We start from the raw sequence: 26,967 nt of genomic DNA, 5'->3' as shown, positions 1-26,967 counted from the left end.
CTAACCTAATTAGGGATGCGGATCGTAATGTAAATGGCTCTGTGACGGGCGTCGCGGCCCGCGCGTTCGCCGCGGCTTCCCCGCGCCGTGATGTGATGGACGCGTGAACGCCTCCACCGCCCCCGACGACGCCGAGACCCGCGGCCTCGCCCAGCTGCTGACCCCGCGGGGGATGCGGCTGCTGGATTCGCTGGGCCCCTACGACCCGGACGCCACGCTCGCGCTCTCCCAGTCCCTGCGAGCACAGGGCCATGACCCGGAGCTCGTGGCCGCGGTCCTCACCCAGTCCCGGTTGCGCGCCAAGGCCCACGCCAAGTTCGGGGACTTCGCCCGTCATATGGTCTTCACGCGCGACGGTGTGGAGCAGGCCACCCGGTGGTCGGTGGCCGCCCTGCACGCCCAGCGGTTCGCGCAAGCGGGGATCGGGCATGTGGTGGACCTGGGATGTGGGATCGGCGCGGACTCGCTGGCCCTGGCCGCGCTCGAGCGCACGGTCACCGCGGTCGAGCGGGACCCGGTCACCGCGGCCGTGGCGACCGTCAACCTCACGGGCTGGCCGCGCGCTCGCGTCGTATGCGCGGACGCGCAGTCCTTGGACCTGGACGCCCTCGAGTCCGGTCCCGCGCAGGGCGTGTGGCTGGACCCCGCGCGCCGGGTCTCGGGTCACGGCCGCACGCGGCGGTTGTTCGACCCCGAGGCCTTCTCCCCTCCCCTGTCCTTCGTCACGGACCTCGCGGACCGGGGGCTCGCCGTGGGCGCCAAGCTCGGTCCCGGCATCCCCCACGAGCACGTCCCGCGCGCCGCGGAGGCCCAATGGATCTCACAGCACGGTGACGTCGTGGAGGCCGCGCTGTGGTTCAACACCGTGCGCCGCCCGGACGTCGCGCGCGCCGCCCTGATCCTCGGACACGACGGCGCACCCCGCCTTCCCGGCGCCGCCGACGACACGCTCGTGCCGGGTGGCGACGCGCCGGGTGCCGGGGACGGCCGGAGCGGTGACGCATCCCGGGACGGTGCCGCGGCGTCGTCGGCGGCCGAACTGACCTCCGCGACGTGGGAGTCGCCCGCGGCGGAAGGGGATCTGCTGGGCGCAGTGGGGCAGTACTTCTACGAGCCCGACGGCGCGGTGATCCGCGCGGGGCTCGTGACCGATCTCGCGCAGCGCATCGGAGCGCGGCTGATCCATCCCGCGATTGCGTACCTGAGCTCGGACACGCTCGTGCACACCCCGCTGGCCACCGCGTACGAGGTGCGCGAGGTGCTGCCCCACACCGTGAAGACCCTCAAGAAGTGGGTGCGGGAGCAGGACGTGGGAACGCTGGAGATCAAGAAACGCGGCACGGACGTGACCCCCGAGCAATTGCGTAAGCAACTTGCACCCCGGGGCACACAGCGAGCGACCCTGGTCATGACGCGACTCGAGCAGGCGGGGAAGGAACGGCGCGTGGTGCTCGCCGTAAACCTCGTACACTGATACTCCTGTGTTCGGACCGCGCGCGACACCCCGGTGGTCGGCAACGACGTCCCGGTTCAGGTCACGACCGCCGATCCCGGTGCACCCATGAGAGGACCACGCCGTGCAGATTGATTTCCACAGCTCCGAACGTTCCACCCTGGGTGTGGAGTGGGAGGTCGCCCTGGTCGAGCGCGAGAGCGGCGAGCTCGCCCCGCGCGGCCAGGAGGTCCTCGATGCCCTCGTGGCGCAGCACCCGCAGTTCGGTGAGGAGGGGGACCACCCCCATGTCACGGGCGAGTTCCTGCAGAACACCGTGGAGATGGTGACCGGTGTGTGCGACACCGTGGGCGAGGCCGTGGACCAGCTCGCGGACACCCAGGACCGGATCCGGGAAATCACGGATCCTCGGTCCCTCGAGATCTTCGGCGCGGGGACCCACCCGTTCTCCCAGTGGGCGGACCAGCCCGTGGTGGACAAGGAACGCTACTTCAAGGTCCTGGACCGCGCGCAGTACTGGGGCCGGCAGATGGTGATCTTCGGGGCCCACGTGCACGTGGGCATCGACCACCGGGACAAGGCCCTGCCCGTCCTGGAGGGCCTGCTCAACTACTACCCCCACCTGCTCGCGCTGTCCGCGAACTCGCCGTACTGGTGCGGCCAGGACACGGGGTACGCGTCCCACCGGGCACTGATCTTCCAGCAGCTGTCCACGGCGGGGCTGCCCTTCCACTTCGACACGTGGGGCGAGTACGAGTCCTACGTCAACGACCTCATCGAGACCGGCGTGATCGAGGAGATCTCCGAGAACCGCTGGGACATCCGACCCGTCCCCCGCTTCGGGACCGTGGAGATGCGCGTGTGCGACGGTCCCTCGACCCTGCGGGAGGTGGGCGCGATCGCCGCACTGACGCAGTGCCTCGTGGAGTCCTTCTCCCGTTCCCTCAACGACGGCGGGACGATCCCCGTGATGCCCCCGTGGCACCACCAGGAGAACAAGTGGCGCGCCGCGCGCTACGGTCTCGAGGCCGTGGTGATCCGGGACACCCGCAATCGCGAGCGCCTGGTCACGGAGGACCTCGCGGATCTGCTCACCGACCTGGAACCCCTCGCGGACGAGCTCGGCTGCACCCGCGAACTCGCCCACGTGGAGACCATGATGAGCGGGGCCGTGGGCTATCAGCGCCAACGGCGCGTGGCCCGGGAGAACGGCGGGGACCTGCGCGCCGTGGTCATGGACATCGTGGAGCGCAACCGCTCGGAACGCTGATCCGGATACGGCCTGGCAGGGCTACGCGGCGGGCACCGACACCGTGGACACCGGCAGACCGGGGTCCGCGGTGAACGAGATCCCGGTGGGCTGACGGCGCTGTGACACCAACCGGGAGCCCAGGGCGGCCACCATCGCGCCGTTGTCGGTGCACAGGGACAGCGGCGGGATCACCACGGGAATCCTGTGCTCACCGCACCGCGCGGTCACGACCTCCCGCAACCGGGAATTGGCGGCCACGCCCCCGCCCATGAGAAGCGTGGTGATCCCGTGTTCGGTGCACGCCAGCACGGTCTTGCGCGCGATCACGTCCACGACCGACTCCTGGAAGCTTGCGGCCACGTCCGCCACGGGGACGGGTTGACCGGCGGCGTCGAACGCCTCGACCACGCGGGCCACGGCCGTCTTCAAGCCGGAGAAGGACATGTCGTAACGGTGCGGACCGGGATTCTCGGCCGACCCCATGTACTTGCCCGCCGTCAGCCCCCGGGGGAACGCGAAAGCCGTCGGGTCGCCGTCCTTCGCGGCCTTGTCGATCGCCGGTCCACCGGGGTAGGAGAGTCCGAGCAGGCGGGCGACCTTGTCGTAGGCCTCGCCGGCGGCGTCGTCGATCGTGGCGCCCAGTAGCCGCACGTCACTCGTGATGTCGGGGACGGCCAGGATCTCGGTGTGGCCCCCGGAGACGAGCAGCGCGCCCAGGCCGTCGGGCAGCTCACCGCGGTCGTCGAGCAGACCCACCCCCACGTGGGCCACGAGGTGGTTGATCGCGTACAGGGGTTTGCCCGTGGCCACCGCGAGTGCCTTGGCCGCCGCGACCCCTACCATGAGCGCCCCGGCGAGCCCGGGCCCGGAGGTCACGGCGATCGCGTCGAGCTGGTCCAGGGTCACACCGGCGTCGTCGAGCGCAGCACGCACCGCGGGGACGAACGCCTCCAGGTGCGCGCGCGAGGCGATCTCGGGGATCACCCCGCCGAAGCGCACGTGTTCGGCCATGGACGAGGACACCGTGTTGGTGAGCAGCTCAGTGCCCCGCACGATCCCGATACCCGTCTCGTCGCACGATGACTCGATGCCCATGACGAGCGGTTCAGCGGTGTTCATGAATGGTCCTTCCGTCCGCGCTGCGGGTGGGCTCCTTCGCGGGGACCAGTTCGCAGCGCATGATCAGCGCGTCGTGGCCGGGCCCGTAGTAGTGCGCCCGGGTGTGGATGTGGTGATAGCCGAAGTGGCGGTACAGCTCTTGTGCCCGCGGATTGTCCGCCCGCACCTCGAGCATCATCTCGGTGGCGCCGCTGCGAATCGCGGCCTCGTGCAGCACGCGCAGCAGGGCACTGCCCAGGCCCTTGCCCTCGTGGTCCTTCGCGACCGCGATGGTCTGCACATCCGCGACCGGCGGGATGCTCATCATCCCCGCGTAGCCCACGATCTCCCGGTCCCGGGTGAGCACCCAGTACTGCCGTGTGGGGTGGGTCAGTTCCTCGTGGAACATGTGCCGGGGCCAGGCGTCCTCGGGGAACAGGACGGTCTCCAGCGCGTACACGTCCTCAAGGTCCCCGGGTTGCATGGGGCGCAGCGCGTAGCCCGCCGGTAACGACGACGCCGCTCCCACCGCAGCCGCGTGCCCTCCCGTCATCGGGTGGCCCGCTTGGGGGATGCGGGCACCTTGGCGTCGGAATCGCGCAGGTACAGGGGGGACGTGTCGGTGCTCAGTTCCTGACCGCGGCTCGTGATCGCCCACGCCGCCCGGGCGAGATCTGCGGCGGAGGGGTGCAGGTCCGAGAATCCCGGGACCGCGTGCGACAACCGATCGGGGTAGAGCCCCGCACCGGAGCCGTAGCACGGCAGCGCGGGAACGTCCTCCGGGGGGCCAACCCGGGGATCGCCCAGCGGGGTGATCACGGGTCCGAGCTCGTCCTCGCGCACCCGGTAGCTCCTGCGGTAGAGCTCCTTGCGGCGCGCATCGGTGACCACCACGAACTCCGCATGACCCGCGGCGAGCGCCTCCGGGGCCACGTGGAACGCCGCCGCGTCCAGGGAACACACCCCATGGACAGGCAGGGCCCATGCAAAGCCCAAGGTGCGACCGGTCACAAGTCCCGCGCGCAGACCCGTGAACGGTCCGGGACCGGTGCCCACGAGAACGGCGTCCAGGTCGGTGCCGGTGAGGCCCGCCTCCGCCATGAGGTCGTGCACGGCGGGAGCCAGGGCCTCGGCGTGGGATCGGGTGTCGACGGTGTCGAACCTGCTCAAGACCTCACCGTCCCGGGACAGTGCCACGGACGCGATCGACGAGGAATCCAGACTCAGCACAAGCACCCGAACAGTCTAAGCCCGGCCCCGCAACCGCTCCGGGCCCCGGCGACCGCCCGCCGCCATCACTCCGGGCTCCGGCCGCCCCTCACCCCGGCACTGCGTGGCGAGGTCACAACTGGAGGGGGTCCGCCCAACGGGGTCCGTAGCCGCGCACGATCACCGCGCGCGGTTCATCGCTGAGTTGCTCCGCGGATTTCCACTCGTCGTTGAGGGCGCGGATCACGTCCGCCGCGGAGGGGGAATGGCCCTCTCCGTCGGAACCTGATCCGCCGGAGAGCACCGCCCCCCGGAGATCCGCGGGGTCCTCACCGTCCGTGGTCCCCACGGTGGACTCCGCACCCGTCGCGTCCGACACCGGATCCGCCGAGCCGGGCCCGTCCTGCGTACCCCGCGCCCGGACGATGTCGATCACCAACCGGGAATCACTGAGGTGTTCCACCTTGCCGGTCCCCCACTCCACGACGGTCACGCACGTGTCCACGGTGTCCTCGAGGTCGATGTCGTCCACGTCCGCCGCGGAGTCCAAGCGATAGGCGTCCACGTGCACGAGATCGGGTCCGCCCGGGCGGGGCCCGTCCGGATCGTTGGGGTGCACGCGGCTCAACACGAACGTGGGGGATATGATCCCGTCGCGCACGCCGAGGCCCCGGCCGAGCCCCTGGGTGAACGTGGTCTTCCCGGCGCCGAGGTCACCGTTGAGCATGACCAGGTCCCCGGCCCGCAGGTGCTCGGCCACCCGCTCGCCGAGCACCCGGGTGTCATGAGCGGTGTCGGGATGCCGAGTCACGGTCCAGGCGGCACTGTCCGCCGCGCTCCCGGCTGTTCCAACGCCGTCGGCATCGGGAGCGTTCACGTACTCCCGGGGTACGCGCGGCGAGATCCTCGTGACGATCTCGTAGTTGATCGTCCCCGCGGCATCCGCCCACCGCGTGGCGGACGGGTCCTCCCCCGCCCCGAACAGCACGGCCTCGTCCCCCACGCGCACGGGCGGTTCCGCCGCGGACGAGTCCACTCCGGGCGGTTCCGATCCGGACGACGACGCCGCGGGCTCCCCGCCCCGCGACAGGTCCACGACGCACTGGTCCATCGCGATCCGCCCCACCACGGGGTACACCCGGTCCCCGATCCGCACGGGGGCGCCCGTGGCTACCCGGGGAACGCCGTCGGCGTAGCCCAGCGGGATCAGCGCAAGGTGCGTGGGCCCGGTGGTGCGGTACGCGAAACCGTACGAGACCCCGTGGCCCGCGGGAACGGCTTTGACGTTGGCCACACGGGCCCGCAGGGTCATGGCCGGGCGCAGGCCGAAGTCCTCGGGGGTGCGATCCGCGAACGGGCTCAGCCCGTACAGGCCCAGCCCCACCCGCACGGCGTCGCGGAGCATGAGATCGGGGTCCGCCATGTCCTGTGCCCCGAATAATCCGGGGGTGTTGGCCGCGTGGATCAGGGTGGGGTCCAGGCCCGCGTCGCGCGCGATCCGCACCGCATCGCTGAGTGCGTGCAATTGCGCAACGGTCTCGGCCTCGCGCTGCGGTTCGTCCGCGACGGCGAGGTGCGTGAAGATCCCTTCCACGCTCAGCAGACCGGCGTTCTGAGCGGCCACCACGCGCTCGACGAACCCGGGCCACTCCTCCACCGTGGCACCGTTGCGGCCGAGCCCGGAATCGAGTTTCAGGTGCACCGTGGCCGGGGTGCCCGTGTCGCGGGCGGCGGCCAGAACGGCATCGAGTTCCCACCCGTTGAGACCCAGGCGGACGTCGCGTCGCAGCGCCTGTTCGAAGTCCGTGGCAGGGGTGTGCAGCCACGCGAGCACGGGGGCGGTGATGCCCGCGTCGCGCAGGGCCACCGCCTCGGACGCATGCGCCGTGCCGAGCATATGGGCGCCGGCGGCGAGCACCGCGCGCGCCACCGGAACCGCCCCGTGGCCGTACGCATCTGCCTTGACCACGGCGATCAGCGTGCGCCCCCGGGCGAGTTCCGCGAGGCGCCGCACGTTGTGCTGCACGGCGGAGAGGTCCACCACCGCGCTGCGTTCGCTGGGTTGCCGGGGCTGTCGGTCTGTCATCGCACTCACCATTCCATTGTGCCCTGCGCCGCCGGCACGCCCGGCCCCGCCCGAGTCACGCGCACTCGTTCCCGGGCGGGCGGTCCCGGTACGCCGCCCCAGTAGGCTGGTCGCGTGTCCTCTCCCGATCGGCCCCGTGTCCTGCTGCTGAGCATGCACACGTCCCCCGTGGACCAGCCCGGGACCGGGGACGCCGGTGGCATGAACGTGTACGTGTGGCACCTAGCCCACGCGCTCGCCCACGCGGGCTGGGCCGCGGACATGGCCACCCTCGATCGCGATCCGTCCCATTCCCCCGGCATTCGCACGACGGACCTCGCCCCGGGCGTGCGGCTGCTCACCGTGGCGCTCGCGGACGCCGCAGAGGTCCCCAAGGAGGGCCTGCCCCGGTTCGCTCGTGCCTTCGGCGAGGCCCTCGCACAGCATTACGCCGACGACGCCGCGCCCGTCGTGCACGCCCACTACTGGCTCTCCGGCGTGGCCGGGCTCCACGTGGCCAGCTTCCTCCGGGCTCCCCTCGTCCTGACCCTCCACACCTCCGCCGCCGCCAAGAACCTGCGCGCCGGATCGGACGAGTCCCCCGAACCGGCCGAGCGGGAGGCCGCCGAACGAGAACTGATCGCCCACGCCTGCCGCACCGTGGTGAACACCCCCGCGGAACAGCGGCAGGTCGTGGAGCTGTACGGCGCGGATCCGGCGAGCGTGGTCGTGATCCCGCCCGGGGTGGACCCCGAGGTCTTCCACCCGCCGGTCCCGGACGAACGGGACGAGTTACGGAACGGGCCCTTCACCGTCCTGTCCGCGGGACGCATGCAACCCCTCAAGGGACAGCAGATCCTGGTCCGCGCGCTCGGAGAGTTGCACCGCAGTCACCCCGACGTTCCCGTTCGCTTGATCCTGGCCGGTGTGGGCTCCCCCGATTTCCTGGCCCACCTGCGCGGGCTGGCGGACGCGGGGGGCGTGGCGAGCGCCGTCGACTTCCGCGGCTCCCTGCCCCGCGAGGACCTCGCCCGACTCATGGGCCGGGTGGACGCGGTGGCCGTGGCGTCGTCGTCGGAGACGTTCGGGCTCGTGGCGGTCGAGGCCCAGGCGTGCGGGACGCCCGTCCTGGCCACGGATGTGGACGGACTGTGCTACGCCGTGCGCGACGGTGAGACCGGCCGGCTCGTCCCGGACCGCGAGCCCGCGAGCTGGGCGGACGCACTGTACCGCGCGGCCCGGGACCCGGGCGCGTGGCGAGCAATGTCACACGCTGCTCGGCTGCGAGCGCGCGAACTGACGTGGGACGACGTCGCCGCGCAGCACGCTGCGGCCTACCTCGCCTGTGCGGCGCGCGAGCACGACGCCTAAACTTTCCCGTGTGACCACCGCGTACCTGAGCCGTGATTCCCTTGCCCGTTACCTGGACCGCTCCCGGATCACCGGGGCCGTCGCGACCCCCCGTGAAGCCAACCTCCGCAACATCCAAGGTTTCCTGGACGGGGACCAGCACCAGCACATGGGGGTCGAGCGCATCAGGGACTGGGATTTCGACTCCGTCTTCGAGCTCATGCGCGACCGCGTGGGGATCAACGACGACCCCGAGTACGCCGAGGGCCAGGACTCCATTTCCGCGCAGCTGTGCGTGGCCGGACTGGACCGCTACGCCGAGCTGTTCAGCCGCGCGGTGCAGGGCCGCAAGCGGTTGTTGTTCGCGACTGGTCATCCCTCCGGTCTCGCGCCCGTGTACGCCCGGCTCGCGCGGGTGGCACGCAAGTCCGGGGCGCGCGTGCTGCGCTTCGACGAGGCCCTGCCGTTCGAGGACGGGGACGTGCGCCAGATCGAGGACGTCGTGATGGTCGAGCAGTACGGCGGCCTGCGCCACACCCACTTCCCCGAGCCCATGCAGTTGGTCCTCGATCATCTGCGGGACCAGGGCCGCGAGGCGCCGGACCTCGTGATCGCCGATCACGGGATGGCCGGGTACGCGGGCTCGCGGGCGGGGCTGTCCACCATCGCGATGGGTGACTGCAACGACCCCGGGATCTTCGTCGCTGAGGCCCAGGGGCAGGTGGAGGTCGTGGTCCCGCTGGACGACAACGTCCCCCCGCACCTCTACGACCCCGTGGTGGACTACATCATTTCCCGTGCGGGGCTCGCGGGGCAGGAACGCGGCTGAGTTCGGCGATCCCGTCCGGCCACTCGCACGCCTGCCGCGCGGGCGGTCGGCCCTCGGCGGCGTCGTACCGACCCGCGTCCCCGAACCGGGACGCGCCCGCTGCCGCGAGGGTCTCGTCCAGCACGACGACGCCGCGCGAGAACGCCTCCCCGTACGTGCGGTTCCCGAGGCCGAACGCCGCGTAGCGCACGCTGCTCAGATCCGCGGCTCCTTCGGCCACCGCCGTCGCGAAGGCCCGCGCGGACGTGGGCAGCTCGCCGCCCCCGTACGTGGAACACACCACGACGTGCGGGTGGGAGGTGTCCAGCGCGGCGGGATCCGTTCCTGGGCGTGGGGACGGAGCTGAGTCGGGAGGGACTACCCGTGGTGTGCCGCCCAGTGTCCCCGGGGAACGAACGGGAGTCGGTCGTGCTGGCCTGGCCGCGGGGTGTGACCGTGCCCCGGCGGGTCCGGGTGGTCGCGGACCTGGCACACGCGTCCGCCGAGGGCTCGGCGATCTTTCGCTGAACCGCGCGAGAGCCGGGCCGCACGCCCGCCCCCAGGGACCCGGGCCGCCGCACCCGCGGGCCCGGGCCAGCGGCAGGACGCGCGCCCCCGGACGCGACCGAGGGCCGCCCGGTACGTGCCGGGCGGCCCTCGCGGTGTCGTCGTGCGGTGCTACGAGACGATCAGCGCTCGACCTCGCCGCGGATGAACTTCTCCACGTTCTCGCGGGCGGTGTCGTCGTCGAACTGCTCGGGCGGGGACTTCATGAAGTAGGAGGACGCCGAGGTCAGCGGTCCCCCGATGCCGCGGTCCAGGCCGATCTTCGCAGCGCGGATCGCGTCGATGATCACACCGGCGGAGTTGGGCGAGTCCCACACCTCGAGCTTGTACTCGAGCGAGATCGGGGCGTTGCCGAAGCCGTGGCCCTCGAGGCGGACGAAGGCGAACTTGCGGTCGTCAAGCCACCCCACGTAGTCCGAGGGGCCGATGTGCACGTCCTTGGCCCGCATCTCGTGCGGCACGTTGGACGTCACGGCCTGGGTCTTGGAGATCTTCTTGGACTCGAGCCGCGAGCGCTCGAGCATGTTCTTGAAGTCCATATTCCCGCCCACGTTGAGCTGGTACGTGCGGTCCAGGACGTAGCCGCGGTCCTCGAGCAGCTTGGCCAGCACGCGGTGGGTGATGGTCGCGCCCACCTGGGACTTGATGTCGTCGCCCACGATCGGCACGCCGGCGTCCGTGAACTTCTGCGCCCACTCGTCGGTCCCGGCAATGAACACGGGCAGGGCATTGACGAACGCCGCACCGGCGTCGATCGCGGCCTGCGCGTAGTAGCGGTCGGCCTCCTCGGAACCCACCGGGAGGTAGGAGACGAGCACGTCCACCTCGCGCTCGCGCAGCACCTGCGCGACGTCCACGGGCTCGGCGTCCGATTCCGTGATGGTCTCGCGGTAGTACTGGCCCAGCCCGTCCAGGGTGGGTCCGCGCTGCACGTTCACGTCCAGGTTGGGGACCTTTGCGATCTCCATGGTGTTGTTCTCGGAGGCCAGGATCGCCTGGGAGAGGTCCAAGCCCACCTTGGCGGCGTCCACGTCGAACGCGGCCACGAACTGCACGTCCCCCACGTGGTAGTCACCGAAGCGCACGTGCATGAGCCCGGGCACGGTCTCGGAGGGGTCTGCGTCCCGGTAGAAGTGGACGCCCTGGATGAGCGATGTGGCGCAGTTGCCCACACCGGCAATGGCCACTCGGATGGGATTTTCGGACACGGTTCTCCTCAGCTCGGGTGATGACGGCCACGCGCACCTCGCGCGTTCGTGCGTGGGCACCGCATCCCGCCGTGCCACGCCGCACGCAACCGACTCCACAGTCTAGCCACGCGCTCGGACGTGCCTCGCCCGGGCACCGCCGTGACGACGACGCCGCTGCCGCCCTCACGCTGCACGGTCACCCGGCCAGGACGACCTCCACGAGCAACAACACCGCGACCAGCAGGAACACGACCCCGGCCGCGATCTCGACCTCGGCCGAACGCGCTTGGAACCGCTGCGCCAGCGCGGGGACGGAACCGAACCACGCGACGGCCAGGAACCATGCCAGGCCCACGGCCATGAGAAGCGCCAGGGCGATCAATCCCTCCCACCACAGGATGTCCGCGGGGACAACGGTCGCGAACAGGGCGATGAAGAAGACGATCGCCTTGGCGTTGGCCAGGTTGGTGATCGTCCCCTGGAGCAGGGCCTTGCCCGATGTGAGGTGGCGGGTCCCGAGCAGACCTCCGGCCTTGGAGAACGCGGGACCCCCGATTGTGCCCGCGGGTGCGGCGGGGCTCGCGGCGACGTCGGGGTCCACTGGTCCGCTGAATCCGGCCGAACCGCCGGGGCCGTCCTGCCCGTCGGTGCAGACCCGTGCGGCGAGGCCCGCTCGTGCATCGGGATCCGAGGTCTCCGCGTGACCCGTTCCACCGCGATTCAGCACGCGCGTGGCCAGCCCGGCGCGCAGGGATCCGTAGCCCATGCGCGCCAGGAACAGGGCACCAGCGATCTGGATCACGAGTTTGAGCACGTGATTGCTGTTGATCACCAGCGTCACGCCCGTGAGCGAGAGCGTGATCCACATGAGGTTGCCGACCATCACCCCCGCCGCCGTGAGCATGGCCTTGCCACGGGTGGTGAGGAACGCATTGCGCAGAATCACCAGGACGTCCGGACCCGGGGAGATGATCCCCGCGATCCACAGCCCCAGCAGCGCGGCGTACTGCGCCGCGGTCATACGTGCTTGGACTCGGTGGCCGCCCCCCAGATGTTGATGTCCGCGTCCGAGACCAGCTCGTCGATCCGCTGCAGTTCATCGTCGGAGAAGTCCAGGTTCTGCACGGCGCGGGCGGAATCGGCGATCTGCTCGGGCGAGGACGCGCCCACGAGCGCCGTCGTGACCTGTCCCCCCGCCTGCGGACGCAACACCCACGCGATCGCCATCTGGGCCAACGTCTGCCCGCGGTCCCGGGCCATCGCGTTCAGTTCCCGAATCTGATCCAGGGTGTTCTCGCTCAACCAGTCCGGGTTGAGTGACTTCCCAGCGGCCGCGCGGGAGTGCTCGGGTACACGGTTCAGGTACTTGTCGGTGAGCATGCCCTGGGCCAGCGGGGAGAAGCTGATAGAGCCCATGCCCGCTTCCGTGAGCGCGCCCAGCAGGTTCTTCCCGTCCGCGTGCTCGTCCGGCTGCTCGACCCAGCGGTTGAGCATGGAGTACGAGGGCTGGTGGATGAGGAGCGGAGTGCCCAGCTCCCGCATGATCCCCTGCGCGGCGAGCGTGAGGTCCGCGCTGTAGGACGAGATCCCCACGTAGCTCGCGCGGCCCGAGCGCACGATATGGTGCAGGGCACCCATGGTCTCCTCGAGGGGAGTGTCCGGGTCCGGGCGGTGGTGGTAGAAGATGTCCACGCGGTCCAGGCCCATGCGTTCGAGCGACTGGTCGATGGAATCGAGCAGGTACTTGCGTGAACCGCCCACACCGCCGTACGGGCCGGGCCACATCTGCCACCCGGCCTTCGTGGAGATCACGAGTTCCTGGCGGTACCGGGCGAAGTCCTCCCGTAGGATGCGCCCGAAGTTCAGCTCCGCGGAGCCCGCGGGCGGGCCGTAGTTGTTGGCCAGGTCGAAGTGCGTGATCCCCAGGTCGAACGCCCGGCGCAGCATGGCCCGCATGGTCGCGAGCGGGGTGTCATCGCCGAAGTTATGCCACAACCCCAGGGACAGCGCGGGCAGCTTCAGCCCGGAGTTGCCCACCCGTCGGTACGGCATGGTCTCGTAGCGATCCTCGGCCGCGGTCCACACGGTGTTCTCACCAAAAGTCAGCATGGGGTCCAGTGTGCCACCCTGCGGGTGGGGCTGACTCGAAGCAGGTAACGGTCACGTCCCGGGCCCGGTGCAGCAGCCCGCACGACGACGCCGCGGCGGGGCCCGCGCGGGCCCCGCATGGAATCCGGCCGCACACACCGACGCCGCGCAGAACGACGCCACACGCATAGCTACACGCGCAGCACCACCGCCGTCTCCGGCGCGAGCCGCACCGCGCCCGGCGTCGTCGTAATGTCAGGGTCCGTGCCACTCGCGAAGAGCACCCGCGGGGCGTCACCGCCCATGAGCGGCAGCTCGCGTTCGGAGTCCGAGAGGTTCACGGCCACGACCACGCCGTGTTCGGACTCCGGCTCGCTCATCCGCTTGAGTACGAACCACTGCTCGGAATCGCTCGCCTGGGTGGCCACGGTGGCCCAGTTCTGATCGGTGAGCTCCGGGGTGTCGTGGCGCAGCGCGATCAGCTCTCGGTAGGCGTCCAGGATGCGCTGGTGCTCACCCTCGCGCACCTCGCCCCAGTCGAGCTTGGAACGTTCGAACGTCTGCGGGTCCTGGGGATCCGGGACGGTCGCGTGATCCCAGGCCATCGCGGCGAATTCCGCCTTGCGGCCCGTGGCCACGGCCTCCCCCAGTTCGGGTTCGGGGTGGGCCGTGAAGAACTGCCACGGCGTGCTGGCCCCGAACTCCTCGCCCATGAACAGCATGGGCGTGTAGGGCTGGGTGAGCAGCCACGTGGCGGCCGCGATCGCCCGGTCCACACTCATGCCGTGGTTCATCCGGTCCCCGGCCGCGCGGTTGCCCACCTGGTCGTGGTTCTGCAGGAACGTCACGAACTGCCACGGCCGCTGCTCGGCAGGATCGATCTCGCGGCCGTGCGAGCGGCCACGGAATGTGGAGTACGTCCCGTTGTGGAAGTACGCCGTGTGCATGGTCTTCTCCAGGGCGTGCAGGGATGCGAAGTCCCCGTAGTACCCGTGGGTCTCCCCGGTGAACGCCACGTGCGCGGCGTGGTGGACGTCGTCGAGCCACTGCGCGTCCATGCCCAGACCGTGCCCCTCCGTACCCGCGATCATGCGGGGATCGTTGAGGTCGGATTCCGCGATGGCCACGAGCTCCTTACCCGTGCGCTCGGACTCCGCCGCGATGCGCTGGGCGATCTGCTCCAGGATGTGCGTGGCACGGGAATCGGCGAGCGCATGCACGGCGTCCAGGCGGAACCCGTCCACGTGGTACTCGCGCAGCCACATGGTGATGTTGTCCAGGATGTACTCGCGCACGCCGTCCGAACCCCACCCATCCAGGTTGATCAGGTCCCCCCAGCTGGAGGCCCCGGGCTTGAAGTACTCCGCGAAGAGCGGCAGGTAGTTCCCGCTGGGTCCCAGGTGGTTGTAGACCACGTCCTGGATCACGGCGATGCCCTTGGTGTGGCACGCGTCCACGAACCGCTGATAGGCCTCGGGCCCACCGTAGGACTCGTCCACGGTGTACCAGGCGACGCCGTCGTAGCCCCAGTTGTGGTCCCCGTTGAACCCGTTGACGGGCAACAGTTCCACGGCGTCCACGCCGAGGTCCACGAGGTGGTCCAACTTGCCGATCGCCGCGTCGAGCGTGCCCTCCGGGGTGAACGTCCCGGGGTGCAGTTCATAGAGCACCGAGTCCCGCAGCGGACGCGGCCGCCACGCGGCGTCGTGCCATTCGAAGGCGTCCGGGTCGAACGTGCAGGACAAATCGTGCACACCTTGCGGCTGGCGGCGTGAGCGCGGGTCTGGAAGCACCTCGGACACCGAAGTGCGTTCTTTGTCCGTGCCCTCGTCGAAGACCTTGGTCAGCAGGTAGCCGTAGCGCACGGTGCCCCGGGGGACGTCGGCGTCGTCGGGCAGCGTCCACCAGCCGGGGCGATCGGCCAGGCCCTGCATGGAGTGGTCCACACCGTCGATGCGGACGGTGACCTTGCGGGCGTGGGGTGCCCACACGTCGAAACGATGGTCCTGGGTCATGTCTCAGCCGTCCTTCCGGCGCAGGATCGCCACGGGGTAGGTGAAGAGGAGGTCGGCCAGGCGCACGGCGCCGTCCTGGTCCGTGGTGTACTCGCGGTGCGTGAGGACGTCCTGCCACGTCCCCGGCGCGAGGACCACGGTCTCGTCCGTGAAGCCGCCCTCGGGGGCGAGGGTCGCGGGGAAGCGGGTGACCACGGTGGCCACGCCGCCGCGGTCGAAGCCCAGGGCGTGCTCGGCGAGCGCGCCCCGGAACTCCAGCGGTATGTACTCCGTGAACAGCTCGGGGTGCTCGCCGCGCAGCCGCAGGGCGCGCGAGGTCAACAGCATGCGCGCCGCCCCCGTGCCGTCCACGGGCGGGGTGGCGTCCGCGGAACCCGGCCGAGCGGCGTCGAGCCGTGCCAACATCTGCTCGCGCGCCGCGAAGTCCACGGGCCGACGGTTGTCGGGGTCCACGAGCGACGGTTCCCACAACTCCTGCCCCTGGTAGACGTCCGGGACGCCCGGCAGGGTCAGCTGCAGCGCGGTGGCCGCCAGGGCGTTGCTGAACCCCGGTGCGCTCACGCGCTCCACGCACCCCTCCACGATGCCGCGGGCGCGCGGGTTGCTGAAGAGGAAGTCGATGAACCGGGTCAGCTCCGCCTCGAAGTGCTCGTCCCCGTCCACCCACGCGGTGGACACGGACGCCTCGCGCACGGCCTTCATCGCGTAGTCCACGGCACGATCGCGCTCGAGCGGCCACGCACCCACCACGGCCTGCAGGACGAGGTTCACGGCGGGTCCGTCCGCCAGCTCGATCTGCGCGTCCTTGGCGCGGTTGACGAGCGTGGCCACGGTCTCGGACCAGGCCCTGGGCTGCTCCGAGAGCACCGTGATCCGCGCACGCACCGATGCCGAGCGCTTGGTGTCGTGGGTGGTCAGTGCGTTCATGGTCGTGGGCGATTCACGCTGCCGCCGCGCCGCCTCCGCGTGGAACTGCTCGGGCGTGAGCGAGAAGACCGAGGGGTCACCGCCCACCTCGGTGAGGGAGGAGAGCTTGGGGTATCGGTAGAACGCGGTGTCTTCCACGCCCTTGGCCATGACCATGCCCGAGGTCTGCTGGAAACGCTGCGCCACTCCGCTCAGGGTGCCGTTCACGTCCCCGCCGAGTTCACGCGCGAGGTCGTCGAGCACGTCCGCGAGCTCGGGGCGCCACCGCCGCGCGGCGGCGACCGCGTCGCGCAGGTACTGCGCACCCTCGGGCAGGTACGTGCGGTACACCGGGAAGTTGGCGAGGATCTCGGCGAGACCGTCGTACGACGCCGCGGCCCCGTGCGGGAAATCGGCCGGCAGTTCGCGCACCAGGCGGTGCACCTCTGCGGCCAGGCCAGCGTCCGCCATCCGGCGCTTGGTCTCGTGGATCAGCGGGTCCCAGCGCACGGGCTGACCACCGCGCAGCTTGGTGTCCAATGAGGCGAGCTCGTAGTGCCCGCGTGCGTCCGTGAGCACCCGGTCGATCCAGCCCAACGAGTCGTAGCCCGTGGTCCCGGCCGTGCGCCACTGTTCGGGCAGGTACTCCCCCGGTTCCAAGATCTTCTCGACGACGGTCCACGCGCCGTCCGTGAGCACGGCCAGCTTCCCGAGGTAGTCCTGCGGGTCCCGCACCCCGTCCGGGTGATCGATGCGCAGCCCGTCCACGAGTCCCTCGCGGAACCAGCGCGCGACCTCCGCGTGGGACTCCTCGAAGACACGGGCGTCCTCGACCCGCACCCCGGCGAGCGTGGCCACGGTGAAGAACCGGCGGTAGTTCAGCTCGGAGTCACCGCGGCGCCAGTTGATCAGTTCGTAGTGCTGCCGCCCGTGCACCTCGGCGGGATCGTCGCCCTCGCGGTACGTGCCCTCGGCCAGGGGGTAGACGTTGTCGTAGTAGCGCAGCGTCCCGTCCTGGACGGTGAGCGCGGAGAGGTCCTCGTCACCGTCGCCGAGCACCGGGATCAAGATCTTGCCGCCGCCGGCCTGCCAGTCCACGTCGAACGCGTCCGCGTAGGGGCTGTCCTGCCCCTTCTCGAGCAGCGACCACCACCACGGGTTCTCCTGCGGGGCGGCCACGCCCTGGTGGTTGGGCACGATGTCCACGACGACGCCCAGTCCGGCCTCGTGCGCGGCATCGGACAGTGCCTTCAGACCCTCCGATCCCCCGCGTTCGGGATCCACCTCGGTGGGATCCACGACGTCGTACCCGTGGTCCGAGCCGCTCGTGGCCCGCAGGATGGGCGAGAGGTACACCCACCCCGCCCCCAGACGCTTGATGTAGGGGACCAGTTCCGCCGCGCGATGCAGGTCCTGCTGGGTCGTGATTTGCAACCGGTACGTTGAAGTGGGTGTCAGCACCCTTACAGTCTGGCCGAATGCGCGCGCTCGGGCCAGTCACTCCGCGCTCAACGAGCACCGTGACGTAAACGGCGGACGCGCCACCCGTGTGGGGTGACGCGTCCGCAGTCATGTTCAGCGCGGCGCGGGCTGCGGGCGATCTGCCCGGTCACGCACCGCGGGGCGCTCAAGCGTCGTCGGACGACGCCGCGTACACCGCTGCCGCGACGGACGCGGCCACGGAGGCGTCCGGCTCTTCCTCGGGGGCCTCCCACGCGCGCAACAGCACCGTGGACTTGCCTGCCATCCGCAACGTGGAGGAGTGCCCGCGCACGGCACCGTCCGCATGCTCGCCGGCGGTGTCCACGATCTCCTCCCACTTCATGCCGTAGCCGGCCGGGGGCAGTGTGACGTCCACGGGCTCGGGGTTGGAGTTGAAGTACACGATAAAGTTCACGTCCGTGATCCGGCGACCGCGCATATCCACTCCCGTGATGCCCTGACCGTTGAGCCACATGCCCACGGCACGAGCCAGGGGCTCGTCCCAGTCGGCGGGCACCATGGGCGTGCCGTCCGTGTTGAGCCACGCAATGTCCGGCATGGGATCGCCCTCGGCACGCTCGCCCATGTCCACGGGACGCCCGTCGAAGAACTCCGAGCGGCGGAACGTGGGGTGTTCGTGGCGCAGGTGGGTGATCACCGAGGTGAACTCCACGAGCGGGGTATCCACCTTCTCCCAGTTGATCCACGTGAGCTCGTTGTCCTGGCAGTACGTGTTGTTGTTGCCCTTCTGGGTGCGCCCCGCCTCGTCACCGTGCAGCAGCATGGGCGTGCCCTGGGACAGCATGAGCGTGGCGATGAAGTTGCGCTGCTGACGCGCACGCATCGCGAGCACCTCGGGATCGTCCGTGGGCCCCTCTTCACCGCAGTTCCACGAGCGGTTGTGGGACTCACCGTCGTTGTTGTCCTCGCCGTTCTCCTCGTTGTGCTTCTCGTTGTAGGACACGAGGTCCCGCAGTGTGAAGCCGTCGTGGGCGGTCACGAAGTTCACCGAGGCGAAGGGGCGCCGGCCGCTGTTCTCGTAGAGATCCGCGGAACCGGTGACACGGGACGCGAACTCCCCCAGGGTCGAGGGCTCCCCGCGCCAGAAATCACGCACGGTGTCCCGGTACTTGCCGTTCCACTCGGTCCACTGCGGCGGGAAGTTGCCCACCTGGTAGCCACCGGGACCGATGTCCCAGGGCTCGGCGATCAGCTTGACCTGCGAGACGATAGGGTCCTGCTGGACGAGTTCGAAGAACGTGGAGAGCTTGTCCACGTCGTAGAACTCACGGGCCAGCGTGGCGGCGAGGTCGAAACGGAAACCGTCCACGTGCATCTCGGTGACCCAGTAGCGCAGCGAGTCCATGATCAGCTGCAGCGAGTGGGGGTGACGCACGTTCAGGGAGTTACCGGTACCCGTGTAGTCCATGTAGAACTTCTGGTCGTCGTCCACGGTGCGGTAGTACGCGGTGTTGTCGATGCCCTTCATGGACAGTGTGGGGCCCATGTGGTTGCCCTCGGCCGTGTGGTTGTACACCACGTCCAGGATGACCTCGATGTCCGCTTGGTGCAGTGCGCGCACCATGGCCTTGAACTCCTGGACCTGGCTGCCCAGGTGGGAGGCCGCGCTGTACTCGTTGTGGGGCGCGAAGAACGCGATGGTGTTGTACCCCCAGTAGTTGCGCAGCCCCTTCTCGAGCAGCGTGGAGTCCTGGACGAACTGGTGCACGGGCATCAGTTCGATCGCGGTGACACCCAGCTTCTGCAGGTGTTCGATGACCGCGGGGTGGGACACACCGGCGTACGTGCCGCGCTGTTCCTCCGGGACCTCCGGGTGCTGCATGGTGAGGCCCTTGACGTGGGCCTCGTAGATCACGGACTTGTGGTACGGGGTGCGCGGGGTGCGGTCACCCTCCCAGTCGAAGAACGGGTTGATCACCACGCCCTTCATCATGTGTTCCGCGGAGTCCTGGTGGTTCTCGGAGTCCTCGTCGCCGAAGTTGTAGGAGAACAGGGACTCGTCCCAGTCGATCCCGCCCTCCACGGCCTTGGCGTAGGGGTCCAGGAGCAACTTGTCCGGGTTGCACCGCAACCCCTGGGACGGATCCCACGGCCCGTGCACCCGGTACCCATAGCGCTGACCGGGCTGCACCTGGGGGAGGTAGCAGTGCCACACGTAGCTGTCCACGGCGGTGACCTCCACGCGCGTCTCCGTGCCGTCCTCCTCGAACAGGCACAGTTCCACACGGTCCGCGACCTCGGAGAAGAGCGCGAAATTGGTCCCCGTGCCGTCGAACGTGGCGCCCAACGGGTACGGTTGTCCTGGCCAAACTTCCATGTACTTCTCCTCAGCGTGTCGTGGGGCTGTGAGCGGATCCCCGCTCACAGCCAGCCACTAACAATAGTCGTTCGGGTCGCGGCTCACGGACGGGTCAGCACCGCGCGCACGTTCTCCGCGAGCACCGACGGCGGGACGGGGCCCTCCCCATCCGCCCGTGAGGCCACCGCGTGCAGACCGGCCCCGAGGGCCGCGGCGGCCGCCCAGCGACCGTCCCCGCGGGCCCAGTCGCCCAGGACCGCGAGCGCGTCCGGGTGCTCGGCCACGTGGGCCACGACCGTGCCCAGGATCCCGGCAAGGGTGTCCCCCGAACCCGCCGTGGCCAGCCAGGGGCTCGCGTGGCCGATGCTCAGGCACAGGCATTCGTCGCGCCCGGAAGCGTTCCCGTCCTCGCATGCGTCCCCGTTCCGTCCCACGGGGGACGCGATCACGGTGGACGCGCCCTTGAGCAACACCGTGGCGCCCGTGAGGCGCGCGGCTTCACCGGCCCAGTGCACGGGGTTGGCCTCGATCTCGGAGCGCTCCACCGTGGAATCGCACACCCCGAAACCGTGGAGCCACTCGAAGACCTGGGACAGCTCCCCCGCGTGGGGCGTGAGGATCTTATGGGGGCCCAGAGCGGCGCCGACCACGGATCGCGCAGCGGCGTCGAGCGCACCTGCGTCCAGCACAGCCGGCTCCTGGGCCTCGATGATTGCCTGCACGCGCGCGGCCTGGGACTCGTCCCCCACCACGCCGGGGCCCGCGAGCCACGCCTGGACGTGGACGTCCCACGGCTGGTCGTCCGAGCACACGACCTCCGGACTGCGCGCGAGCACCATGCCGCGCGTGGTCGAATCCCCCAGGAAGCGGACCATCCCCGCGCCAGCGTTGACCGCCGCCTGGGTGCACATGATCGCCGCGCCCGGATAGCTCGACGCGCCGGCCACGACGCCCAGCACACCTCGGGTGTACTTAGTGTCGGTCGCACCGGGACGCGGCCACGCGGCGAGCACGTCACGCGGTTCGAGCCGGTGCACGGCGGGGTCGCTCAGCCGGTCCTCGATCCCGATGGGCACCACCGTGAGCGCCCCCGTGGCCTGCTCCCCCGGGGACACCACGTGGCCCGTCTTGGCCCCGCCGAACGTGATGGTCGCGTGGGCATGCAGGACCGGCTCGGGAGCCTCGCCGGTGTCCGCGCTGACGCCGGAGACGAGGTCGCACGCCACGATCCGTGGGAAGCGCCGTTCACGCGCGGCGGCGGGATCCCGCTGCCGTTCGGTGAACGCCCGCACGAGCTCGGCGGCCGTACCCCGCAGCCCGCCCTGCGCACCGGTGCCGAGCACGGCGTCCACGATCAGGTGGGCGTCGGCCATGAGGGAGACCGCGCGGGACACCTCCACCGGGTGCGCGGCGGCCACGGCGTCCGAGAGTTCGCGCTCCTCGCCGTCCTGGTCGGTGAGCCGCAGCGCGGTGCCGCCGCGAGCGAGCAGCGCCCGCAGGCCCTGTTCGTGCACGCGCGTGCCGGTCAGGATGGCCACGACCTTCACGCCGCTGCGGCGCAGGAACGCGCCCGCCCACAGTCCGTCCCCGCCGTTGTTGCCCGAGCCCACGAGCAGCACCGCCGTGGTGCCACCCAACAACCCTCTCCGGTTGGCCAAGCGCAACTGCGCTTCGCAGCCGCGGGCCAGTCCCAGGGCCGCACGACGCATCAGCACGTCCCCGTAGCCCTCGTCCAGCAGCGGCTGTTCCGCGGCCCGGATACTCTCGCCCGAGTACGCCTCAATCATCGCGGTGTCCTCCCTGTCCCTCGGCCACGACGAACGCCACGGCCATGCCGCCGTCGTGGGAGATCGTTACGTGCCATGTTTCCACGCCCCTGCGCTGCGCCTGCTCGGCCACGGTGCCCGCGGTGTGCAGACGGGGAGCGCCGTGGGCGTCGTTGCTGATCCAGCAGTCCTGCCAGATCATCCCCGGCGGGGCCAGCAGCGCCTTGGCCGCGGCCTCCTTGACCGCGAAGCGCGCGGCCAGCGAGCGCGGGTGCAGCTCCCGTTCGTGCGGGACGAACAGGCGTTCCCGCAATCGCGGCGTGCGCTCCAGCTGTCGTTCGAAACGCGCGATGTCCACGATGTCCACGCCGGTGCCCACAATCATGTCGCCAGCCTACCGGCGCCGCCCGACCCCTCACGGGCGCCGCGGCACGGCCCCCATGGGCGTCGCGGCATGCCCGGGTACGACGACGGCGGGCGACGCTCCCGCGGGAAGCGTCACCCGCCGTCGGACGGACGAACCGGATGATTACTCCACGGTCACGGACTTGGCCAGGTTGCGCGGCTGGTCCACGTCGTAGCCCTTGGCCCCGGCGAGTTCGCACGCGAAAATCTGCAGCGGCACCGTGGCCAGCAGCGGCTGCAGCAGCGTAGGCGCCTCGGGGACGTAGAAGACGTGGTTGGCGAACTCGCGCACAGTGTCGTCGCCCTCCTCAGCGATCACGATGGTCTCGGCACCGCGAGCGCGGATCTCCTGGATGTTGGAGACCACCTTGGCGTGCAGCGAGTCCCGGCCATTGGGCGAGGGGACGATCACGAACACGGGCTGGCCCTGGTCGATCAGCGCGATCGGCCCGTGCTTTAGCTCACCGGCGGCGAAGCCCTCCGCATGGATGTACGCGATCTCCTTGAGCTTCAGGGCGCCCTCCATGGCCACGGGGAAGCCCACGTGACGGCCCAGGAACAGCACGGAGCCGGCGTCCTTCATCCCGGTCGCGAGTTCCTTGACCTGCGGCTCCACCTCGTCCAGCACGCGCTGGATCTTGGCGGGCATGGCCTCAAGCTCGGCCAGCATGGTGGAGATCTCGTCCTTGAACTTGTTGCCGCGCAACTGGGCCAGGTACAGGCCCAGCAGGTACGCCGCGGTGATCTGGGCGAGGAACGCCTTGGTGGAGGCCACCGCGATCTCGGGACCCGCGTGCGTGTAGAGCACGGCGTCCGCCTCGCGCGGGATTGTGGAACCGTTCGTGTTGCAGATCGCCACGACCTTGGCGCCCTGCTCCTGCGCGTGACGCACGGCCATGAGGGTGTCCATGGTCTCGCCGGACTGGGAGACCGCGACCACCAGGGTCTTCTCGTTCACGATCGGATCGCGGTAGCGGAACTCGTGCGCGAGCTCCACCTCGGTGGGGATCCGGCACCAGTGCTCGATCGCGTACCGCGCGACCTGCCCGGCGTATGCTGCGGTACCGCATGCGATCACCACGATCTTGTCGATCGAGCGCAGCACGGTCTCGTCGATCTTGATCTCGTCCAGCGTGAGCCGGCCGTTCTCGTCCAGGCGGCCCAGCAGGGTGTCGCCCACGGCGGCGGGCTGGTCGTGGATCTCCTTCTCCATGAAGGACGGGTAGCCGTCCTTCTCCGCGGCGGCGGCGTCCCACTCGATGTCGAAGGGCTTGCCCTCGGCGGCGTTGCCGTGGAAGTCCACGATCGTGTAGTCGTCCGCGGTGATGGTCACGATCTGGTCCTGGCCCATCTCCACGGCCCGCTTGGTATAGTCGATGAAACCGGAGACGTCCGAGCCCAGGAAGTTCTCGCCGTCGCCCAGCCCGATCACGAGCGGCGAGTTGCGGCGCGCAGCGACCACGCGGTCCGGGTGGTCCGCGTGAACGGCCAGCAGCGTGAACGCGCCCTCGAGGCGGCGGCACGTGTCCTGCATGGCCACGGTGAGGTCCTTCTCGTCCGCGCCCTGCGCGTTGTACGTGCGGGCCAGCAGCACCGCGGCGACCTCGGTGTCCGTCTCGGACGTGAAACTCTCGCCCTGGGCGCTGAGTTCGCGCTTGATCTCGCTGAAGTTCTCGATGATCCCGTTGTGGATCATGGCCAGCTTGCCGCCGTCGACCACGTGGGGGTGCGCGTTGACGTCGGAGGGGCCTCCGTGGGTGGCCCAGCGGGTGTGGCCGATCCCGATGTTCGATTCCGGCAGGGGGTGCGCTTCGAGCTCACCGATCAGGTTGCTCAGCTTCCCGGCCTTCTTGCGGTACTCCACCGCACCGTCGGCGATCACTGCGACGCCCGCGGAGTCGTACCCGCGGTATTCCAGTCGACGAAGCCCCTCGAGGATCACCTCGAGCGCACCCTGCTGTCGCCCGTCAGCACGGTGCGAGCCCACATATCCCACAATTCCACACATGAAAAATACTGTACCGGAAACGCTACGCGCCCTAATGCCTTGCGCGAGGGGGCCCGGGCCTACACTGGTCCGAGCATGAGCACACAGCCCATAACCCACCGCGTCTCCCCTTTCGTGGAGTTGGATCGTCAGACCTGGTCCAGGCTTTCGCACGAGATCGAGGTCCCGCTCACCGCGCAGGAGATCGAGAACCTGCGCGGTCTCGGTGACCGGTTGGACGTGGACGAGGTCCGCGAGGTCTATCTGCCCCTTTCGCGGTTGCTCACGCTGTACGACATGTCCTCCACGCAGCTCAATGCCGCCACCAACTCGTTCCTGGGCGAGCATCACGCGCGCACCCCGTTCGTGATCGGGATCGCCGGGTCCGTGGCGGCGGGTAAGTCCACCACGGCCCGCTTGCTGCGCGAGATGCTGGCCCGCTGGCCGTCCACCCCGAACGTGCAGCTGGTGACCACAGACGGTTTCCTCTACCCCAACGCTGAACTACGACGGCGCGGACTCATGGACCGCAAGGGCTTCCCCGAGTCCTACGACCGGCGCGGGCTGCTGCGCTTCGTCTCCGAGATCAAGTCCGGCGCCCCCGAGGTGCGTGCCCCCAAGTACTCCCACGTCACCTACGACATCCTCCCGGACGAAGAAGTGGTAGTGACCCGCCCCGACGTCGTGATCGTGGAGGGCCTGAACGTGCTCGCGCCCGCGAAGCTGGAGAGCGGCAAACGCACCGCGCTCGCGCTGAGCGATTTCTTCGACTTCAGCATCTACGTGGACGCCCGCACCCAGGACATCGAACGCTGGTACGTGGAGCGCTTCCAGGCCCTGCGCTCCTCCGCGTTCTCGGACCCCGAGTCCTACTTCCACCGCTACGCGGACCTCACGGACGAGCAGGCACAGGACGTGGCCACGGACATCTGGCGGCGGATCAACGAACCTAACTTGGAGCAGAACGTGCGCCCCACGCGCGGCCGCGCCCGGCTGATCCTCTCCAAAGACCACGATCACAAGATCCGCAGGGTGCTGCTGCGAAAGAACTGATATTTTCCGGCCCGTTTTCACTGTACGATGACCGCCATGCTCAGTGGTTTCAAAGAATTCATCATGAAGGGCAACGTGATGGATCTGGCCGTTGCCGTGATTATTGGCGCCGCCTTCTCCAAGATCGTCAATGCTCTCGTCGAGAACGTCCTCATGCCCGCCATCTCGGGACTCGTCGGTTCGCCCAACTTCGACAATTTCGCCGCCGTCACGTTCAACGGCAACCAGGTCAAGTTCGGTGTGCTGCTGACCGCGATCGTGAACTTCCTGCTCATCGCCGCCGCTGTGTACTTCTGCATCGTGCTGCCCATGAACAAGATGATCGAACGCCGCAACCGCCGGCTGGGCATCGAGCCCACCGAGGAGCCGGCCGACCCCAACACCGTGCTGCTCACCGAGATCCGCGACGCGCTCACCGGGCACAACACCGACGCGCTGCGCACGGACGGCACGCAGACCGGCCTCTCGGGGCAGCCCGGTACCACCGGAGGAACGATCCGCTGACCCCCACCACCCCTTCGACGTCAGGAAACGGCGAGGCCCCGCACCACTTCCGGTGCGGGGCCTCGCCGTTGGTCCGTACGGTGACGCTACAGGCTGAGGTGCTGTTCCACCACGGACACGAGCTCTTCCGCCTCGCGCTGGGCGATGTCCTGCGAAGCCGCCTCCACCATGACCCGCACCACGGGTTCGGTGCCGGAGGGGCGCAATAGCACCCGCCCCTCGCTGCCGAGCCGCTCCTCCGTGCGGGCGACGGCGTCGAGCACCGGTTCGCTCGTTTTGGCCGCCGCCTTGTCCACGCCCTTGACGTTGATCATCACCTGGGGCATGCGCGTCATGGACTTGGCGAGCTCCTGCAACGGCATGCCTGTCTGAGCCACCCGTGAGGCGAGCATCAGACCCGTGAGCAGACCGTCACCGGTGGTCGCGTAATCCGCCATGATCACGTGCCCGGACTGTTCGCCACCCAGGTTGTAGCCGTTGGCCACCATGGATTCCAGGACGTAGCGGTCCCCCACAGAGGCGCGCACGAGCTGGATCCCGGCCTCGTCCAGGGCCAGTTGCAGACCCAGGTTGCTCATGACCGTGGCCACGAGCGTGTTCTGGTTGAGCCTGCCCGCGTCCTTCATGGCCATGGCAAGGATGCACATGATCTGGTCGCCGTCCACCTCCGTGCCGGTGTGGTCCACGGCCAGGCAGCGATCTGCGTCGCCGTCGTGTGCGATGCCCAGATCCGCGCCCAGCTCACGCACGGCCTGCTTGAGCGGACCCAGGTGGGTGGAGCCCACGCCGTCGTTGATGTTCAGCCCGTCCGGTTCCGCACCGATCACGTGCACCTTGGCACCGGCACCGCGGAACGCGTCCGGTGAGGCCCCGGACGCCGCGCCGTTCGCGCAGTCGAGCACGATCGACAGCCCGTCCAGACGGTGCGGGATGGCACCGACCAGGTGCAGGATGTAGCGGTCCTCGGCGTCCGACAAGCGGGTCACGCGGCCCACTTCCGCACCCGTGGGGCGGCGGAAATCCTTGGCCTCGTAAACCTCCTGGATAGTGTCCTCGATCGAGTCCGGCAGTTTCTTGCCCCCGTGCGCCAGGAACTTAATGCCGTTGTCCGGCGCGGGGTTGTGGGACGCGGAGATCATCACGCCGAAATCGGCGTCGATGTCCCCCACCAGGTAGGCGGCTGCCGGCGTGGGCAGCATCCCGGCGTCGTAGACGTCCACGCCGGAGCTCGCGAGACCCGCGATCACGGCCGCGCCGAGGAACTCCCCGCTCGCGCGCCCGTCCCGTGCCACGACGGCGGTGGGTCGCTTCCCGGCCTCCGCGTGGCCGTGGCCCAGGACGATCGCCGCCGCCTGGGACAGCTCCATGGCAAGTTCTGCTGTGAGGAGGCCGTTCGCGAGACCGCGAACGCCGTCCGTTCCAAAGATTCTAGACATCGAGAGTCATCTT

21 protein-coding genes are annotated in these 26,967 nt (G+C 69.6%); 6 read left to right on the top strand and 15 right to left on the bottom strand.

Annotated features, from left to right (window positions below; all coding sequences use genetic code 11):
• The first annotated feature begins 103 nt into the window (after positions 1–103).
• On the top strand, positions 104–1,474 hold the full coding sequence (locus Q9R22_RS04240; RefSeq protein WP_131332492.1) for a class I SAM-dependent methyltransferase: 1,371 nt from the start codon (positions 104–106) through the stop codon (positions 1,472–1,474).
• A 103-nt stretch (positions 1,475–1,577) separates the two neighbouring features.
• Positions 1,578–2,723, top strand: a complete 1,146-nt coding sequence (locus tag Q9R22_RS04235; protein WP_131332491.1) for a glutamate--cysteine ligase — start codon at positions 1,578–1,580, stop codon at positions 2,721–2,723.
• Between the two features lie 21 nt (positions 2,724–2,744).
• On the opposite strand, the gene tsaD is transcribed toward Q9R22_RS04235, so the two are convergent.
• From tsaD to alr, 4 genes are all read right to left on the bottom strand, one after another.
• Positions 2,745–3,824 (bottom strand): tRNA (adenosine(37)-N6)-threonylcarbamoyltransferase complex transferase subunit TsaD, encoded by a 1,080-nt coding sequence (tsaD, locus tag Q9R22_RS04230; protein ID WP_131332490.1) that lies wholly within the window; start codon positions 3,822–3,824, stop codon positions 2,745–2,747.
• On the bottom strand, positions 3,811–4,356 hold the full coding sequence (gene rimI / locus Q9R22_RS04225; RefSeq protein ID WP_098054356.1) for a ribosomal protein S18-alanine N-acetyltransferase: 546 nt from the start codon (positions 4,354–4,356) through the stop codon (positions 3,811–3,813). Before rimI ends, tsaD begins: the two co-directional genes overlap by 14 nt.
• The gene (gene tsaB / locus Q9R22_RS04220) at positions 4,353–5,039 is read right to left on the bottom strand and encodes a tRNA (adenosine(37)-N6)-threonylcarbamoyltransferase complex dimerization subunit type 1 TsaB (RefSeq protein WP_131332489.1); all 687 of its coding nucleotides are present in this window, start codon (positions 5,037–5,039) and stop codon (positions 4,353–4,355) included. The genes rimI and tsaB overlap by 4 nt, the downstream gene beginning before the upstream one ends.
• A gap of 106 nt (positions 5,040–5,145) precedes the next feature.
• Positions 5,146–7,098 carry an alanine racemase gene (gene alr / locus Q9R22_RS04215; RefSeq protein WP_165489773.1) on the bottom strand — a complete coding sequence of 651 codons (1,953 nt, stop codon included), beginning with the start codon at positions 7,096–7,098 and terminating at the stop codon, positions 5,146–5,148.
• Positions 7,099–7,212: 114 nt separating this feature from the next.
• Here alr and Q9R22_RS04210 point away from each other — a divergent pair, with 114 nt between their 5' ends.
• Both Q9R22_RS04210 and Q9R22_RS04205 read left to right on the top strand, forming a co-directional pair.
• On the top strand, positions 7,213–8,448 hold the full coding sequence (locus Q9R22_RS04210) for a glycosyltransferase (RefSeq protein WP_242670608.1): 1,236 nt from the start codon (positions 7,213–7,215) through the stop codon (positions 8,446–8,448).
• A gap of 10 nt (positions 8,449–8,458) precedes the next feature.
• A complete protein-coding gene (locus Q9R22_RS04205; RefSeq protein ID WP_131332487.1) occupies positions 8,459–9,256 on the top strand; it encodes a phosphatase in 798 nt (265 codons plus the stop codon).
• Here the strand turns inward: Q9R22_RS04205 and Q9R22_RS04200 are convergent.
• The 10 genes from Q9R22_RS04200 to glmS all read right to left on the bottom strand — a co-directional run bounded on the left by Q9R22_RS04200 (position 9,216) and on the right by glmS (position 23,982).
• Positions 9,216–9,728 (bottom strand): flavodoxin domain-containing protein, encoded by a 513-nt coding sequence (locus Q9R22_RS04200; protein WP_276401458.1) that lies wholly within the window; start codon positions 9,726–9,728, stop codon positions 9,216–9,218. The genes Q9R22_RS04205 and Q9R22_RS04200 overlap by 41 nt on opposite strands.
• 196 nt (positions 9,729–9,924) lie before the next feature.
• Entirely contained in the window at positions 9,925–11,010 is a 1,086-nt protein-coding gene (locus Q9R22_RS04195) for an inositol-3-phosphate synthase (RefSeq protein WP_131332485.1), read from the bottom strand.
• A 178-nt stretch (positions 11,011–11,188) separates the two neighbouring features.
• Positions 11,189–12,013 (bottom strand): LysE family transporter, encoded by an 825-nt coding sequence (locus Q9R22_RS04190; RefSeq protein ID WP_311254076.1) that lies wholly within the window; start codon positions 12,011–12,013, stop codon positions 11,189–11,191.
• On the bottom strand, positions 12,010–13,101 hold the full coding sequence (gene mgrA / locus Q9R22_RS04185) for an L-glyceraldehyde 3-phosphate reductase (protein WP_131332483.1): 1,092 nt from the start codon (positions 13,099–13,101) through the stop codon (positions 12,010–12,012). The genes Q9R22_RS04190 and mgrA overlap by 4 nt, the downstream gene beginning before the upstream one ends.
• A gap of 170 nt (positions 13,102–13,271) precedes the next feature.
• Positions 13,272–15,095 (bottom strand): malto-oligosyltrehalose trehalohydrolase, encoded by a 1,824-nt coding sequence (gene treZ / locus Q9R22_RS04180; protein ID WP_131332482.1) that lies wholly within the window; start codon positions 15,093–15,095, stop codon positions 13,272–13,274.
• Positions 15,096–15,098: 3 nt separating this feature from the next.
• The gene (treY, locus tag Q9R22_RS04175) at positions 15,099–17,462 is read right to left on the bottom strand and encodes a malto-oligosyltrehalose synthase (protein WP_131332481.1); all 2,364 of its coding nucleotides are present in this window, start codon (positions 17,460–17,462) and stop codon (positions 15,099–15,101) included.
• 166 nt (positions 17,463–17,628) lie between these two features.
• Positions 17,629–19,821 carry a glycogen debranching protein GlgX gene (gene glgX, locus Q9R22_RS04170; protein WP_131332480.1) on the bottom strand — a complete coding sequence of 731 codons (2,193 nt, stop codon included), beginning with the start codon at positions 19,819–19,821 and terminating at the stop codon, positions 17,629–17,631.
• An 83-nt stretch (positions 19,822–19,904) separates the two neighbouring features.
• Positions 19,905–21,590: a bifunctional ADP-dependent NAD(P)H-hydrate dehydratase/NAD(P)H-hydrate epimerase gene (locus Q9R22_RS04165; RefSeq protein WP_131332479.1), complete on the bottom strand. Its 1,686-nt coding sequence runs from the start codon at positions 21,588–21,590 to the stop codon at positions 19,905–19,907.
• Positions 21,583–21,954 (bottom strand): holo-ACP synthase, encoded by a 372-nt coding sequence (locus tag Q9R22_RS04160; RefSeq protein WP_131332478.1) that lies wholly within the window; start codon positions 21,952–21,954, stop codon positions 21,583–21,585. The genes Q9R22_RS04165 and Q9R22_RS04160 overlap by 8 nt, the downstream gene beginning before the upstream one ends.
• A 144-nt stretch (positions 21,955–22,098) precedes the next feature.
• A complete protein-coding gene (gene glmS / locus Q9R22_RS04155; protein ID WP_131332477.1) occupies positions 22,099–23,982 on the bottom strand; it encodes a glutamine--fructose-6-phosphate transaminase (isomerizing) in 1,884 nt (627 codons plus the stop codon).
• Between the two features lie 75 nt (positions 23,983–24,057).
• Between glmS and coaA the strand changes: the two genes are divergently transcribed.
• A complete protein-coding gene (gene coaA / locus Q9R22_RS04150) occupies positions 24,058–25,014 on the top strand; it encodes a type I pantothenate kinase (protein WP_131332476.1) in 957 nt (318 codons plus the stop codon).
• A gap of 36 nt (positions 25,015–25,050) precedes the next feature.
• Positions 25,051–25,518, top strand: a complete 468-nt coding sequence (gene mscL, locus Q9R22_RS04145) for a large conductance mechanosensitive channel protein MscL (protein WP_242670606.1) — start codon at positions 25,051–25,053, stop codon at positions 25,516–25,518.
• Between the two features lie 86 nt (positions 25,519–25,604).
• Here mscL and glmM read toward each other — a convergent pair whose 3' ends face one another.
• Positions 25,605–26,954, bottom strand: coding sequence for a phosphoglucosamine mutase (gene glmM, locus Q9R22_RS04140; protein WP_131332475.1), 1,350 nt, complete (start codon positions 26,952–26,954; stop codon positions 25,605–25,607).
• Positions 26,955–26,967 lie beyond the last annotated feature (13 nt).

This window comes from Kocuria sp. PD6, from assembly GCF_031844145.1.
GTDB classification, from domain to species: domain Bacteria; phylum Actinomycetota; class Actinomycetes; order Actinomycetales; family Micrococcaceae; genus Kocuria; species Kocuria marina.
The sequence above is the reverse complement of the archived record's forward strand: the minus strand, read 5'-3'. Positions and strand labels throughout refer to the sequence as shown.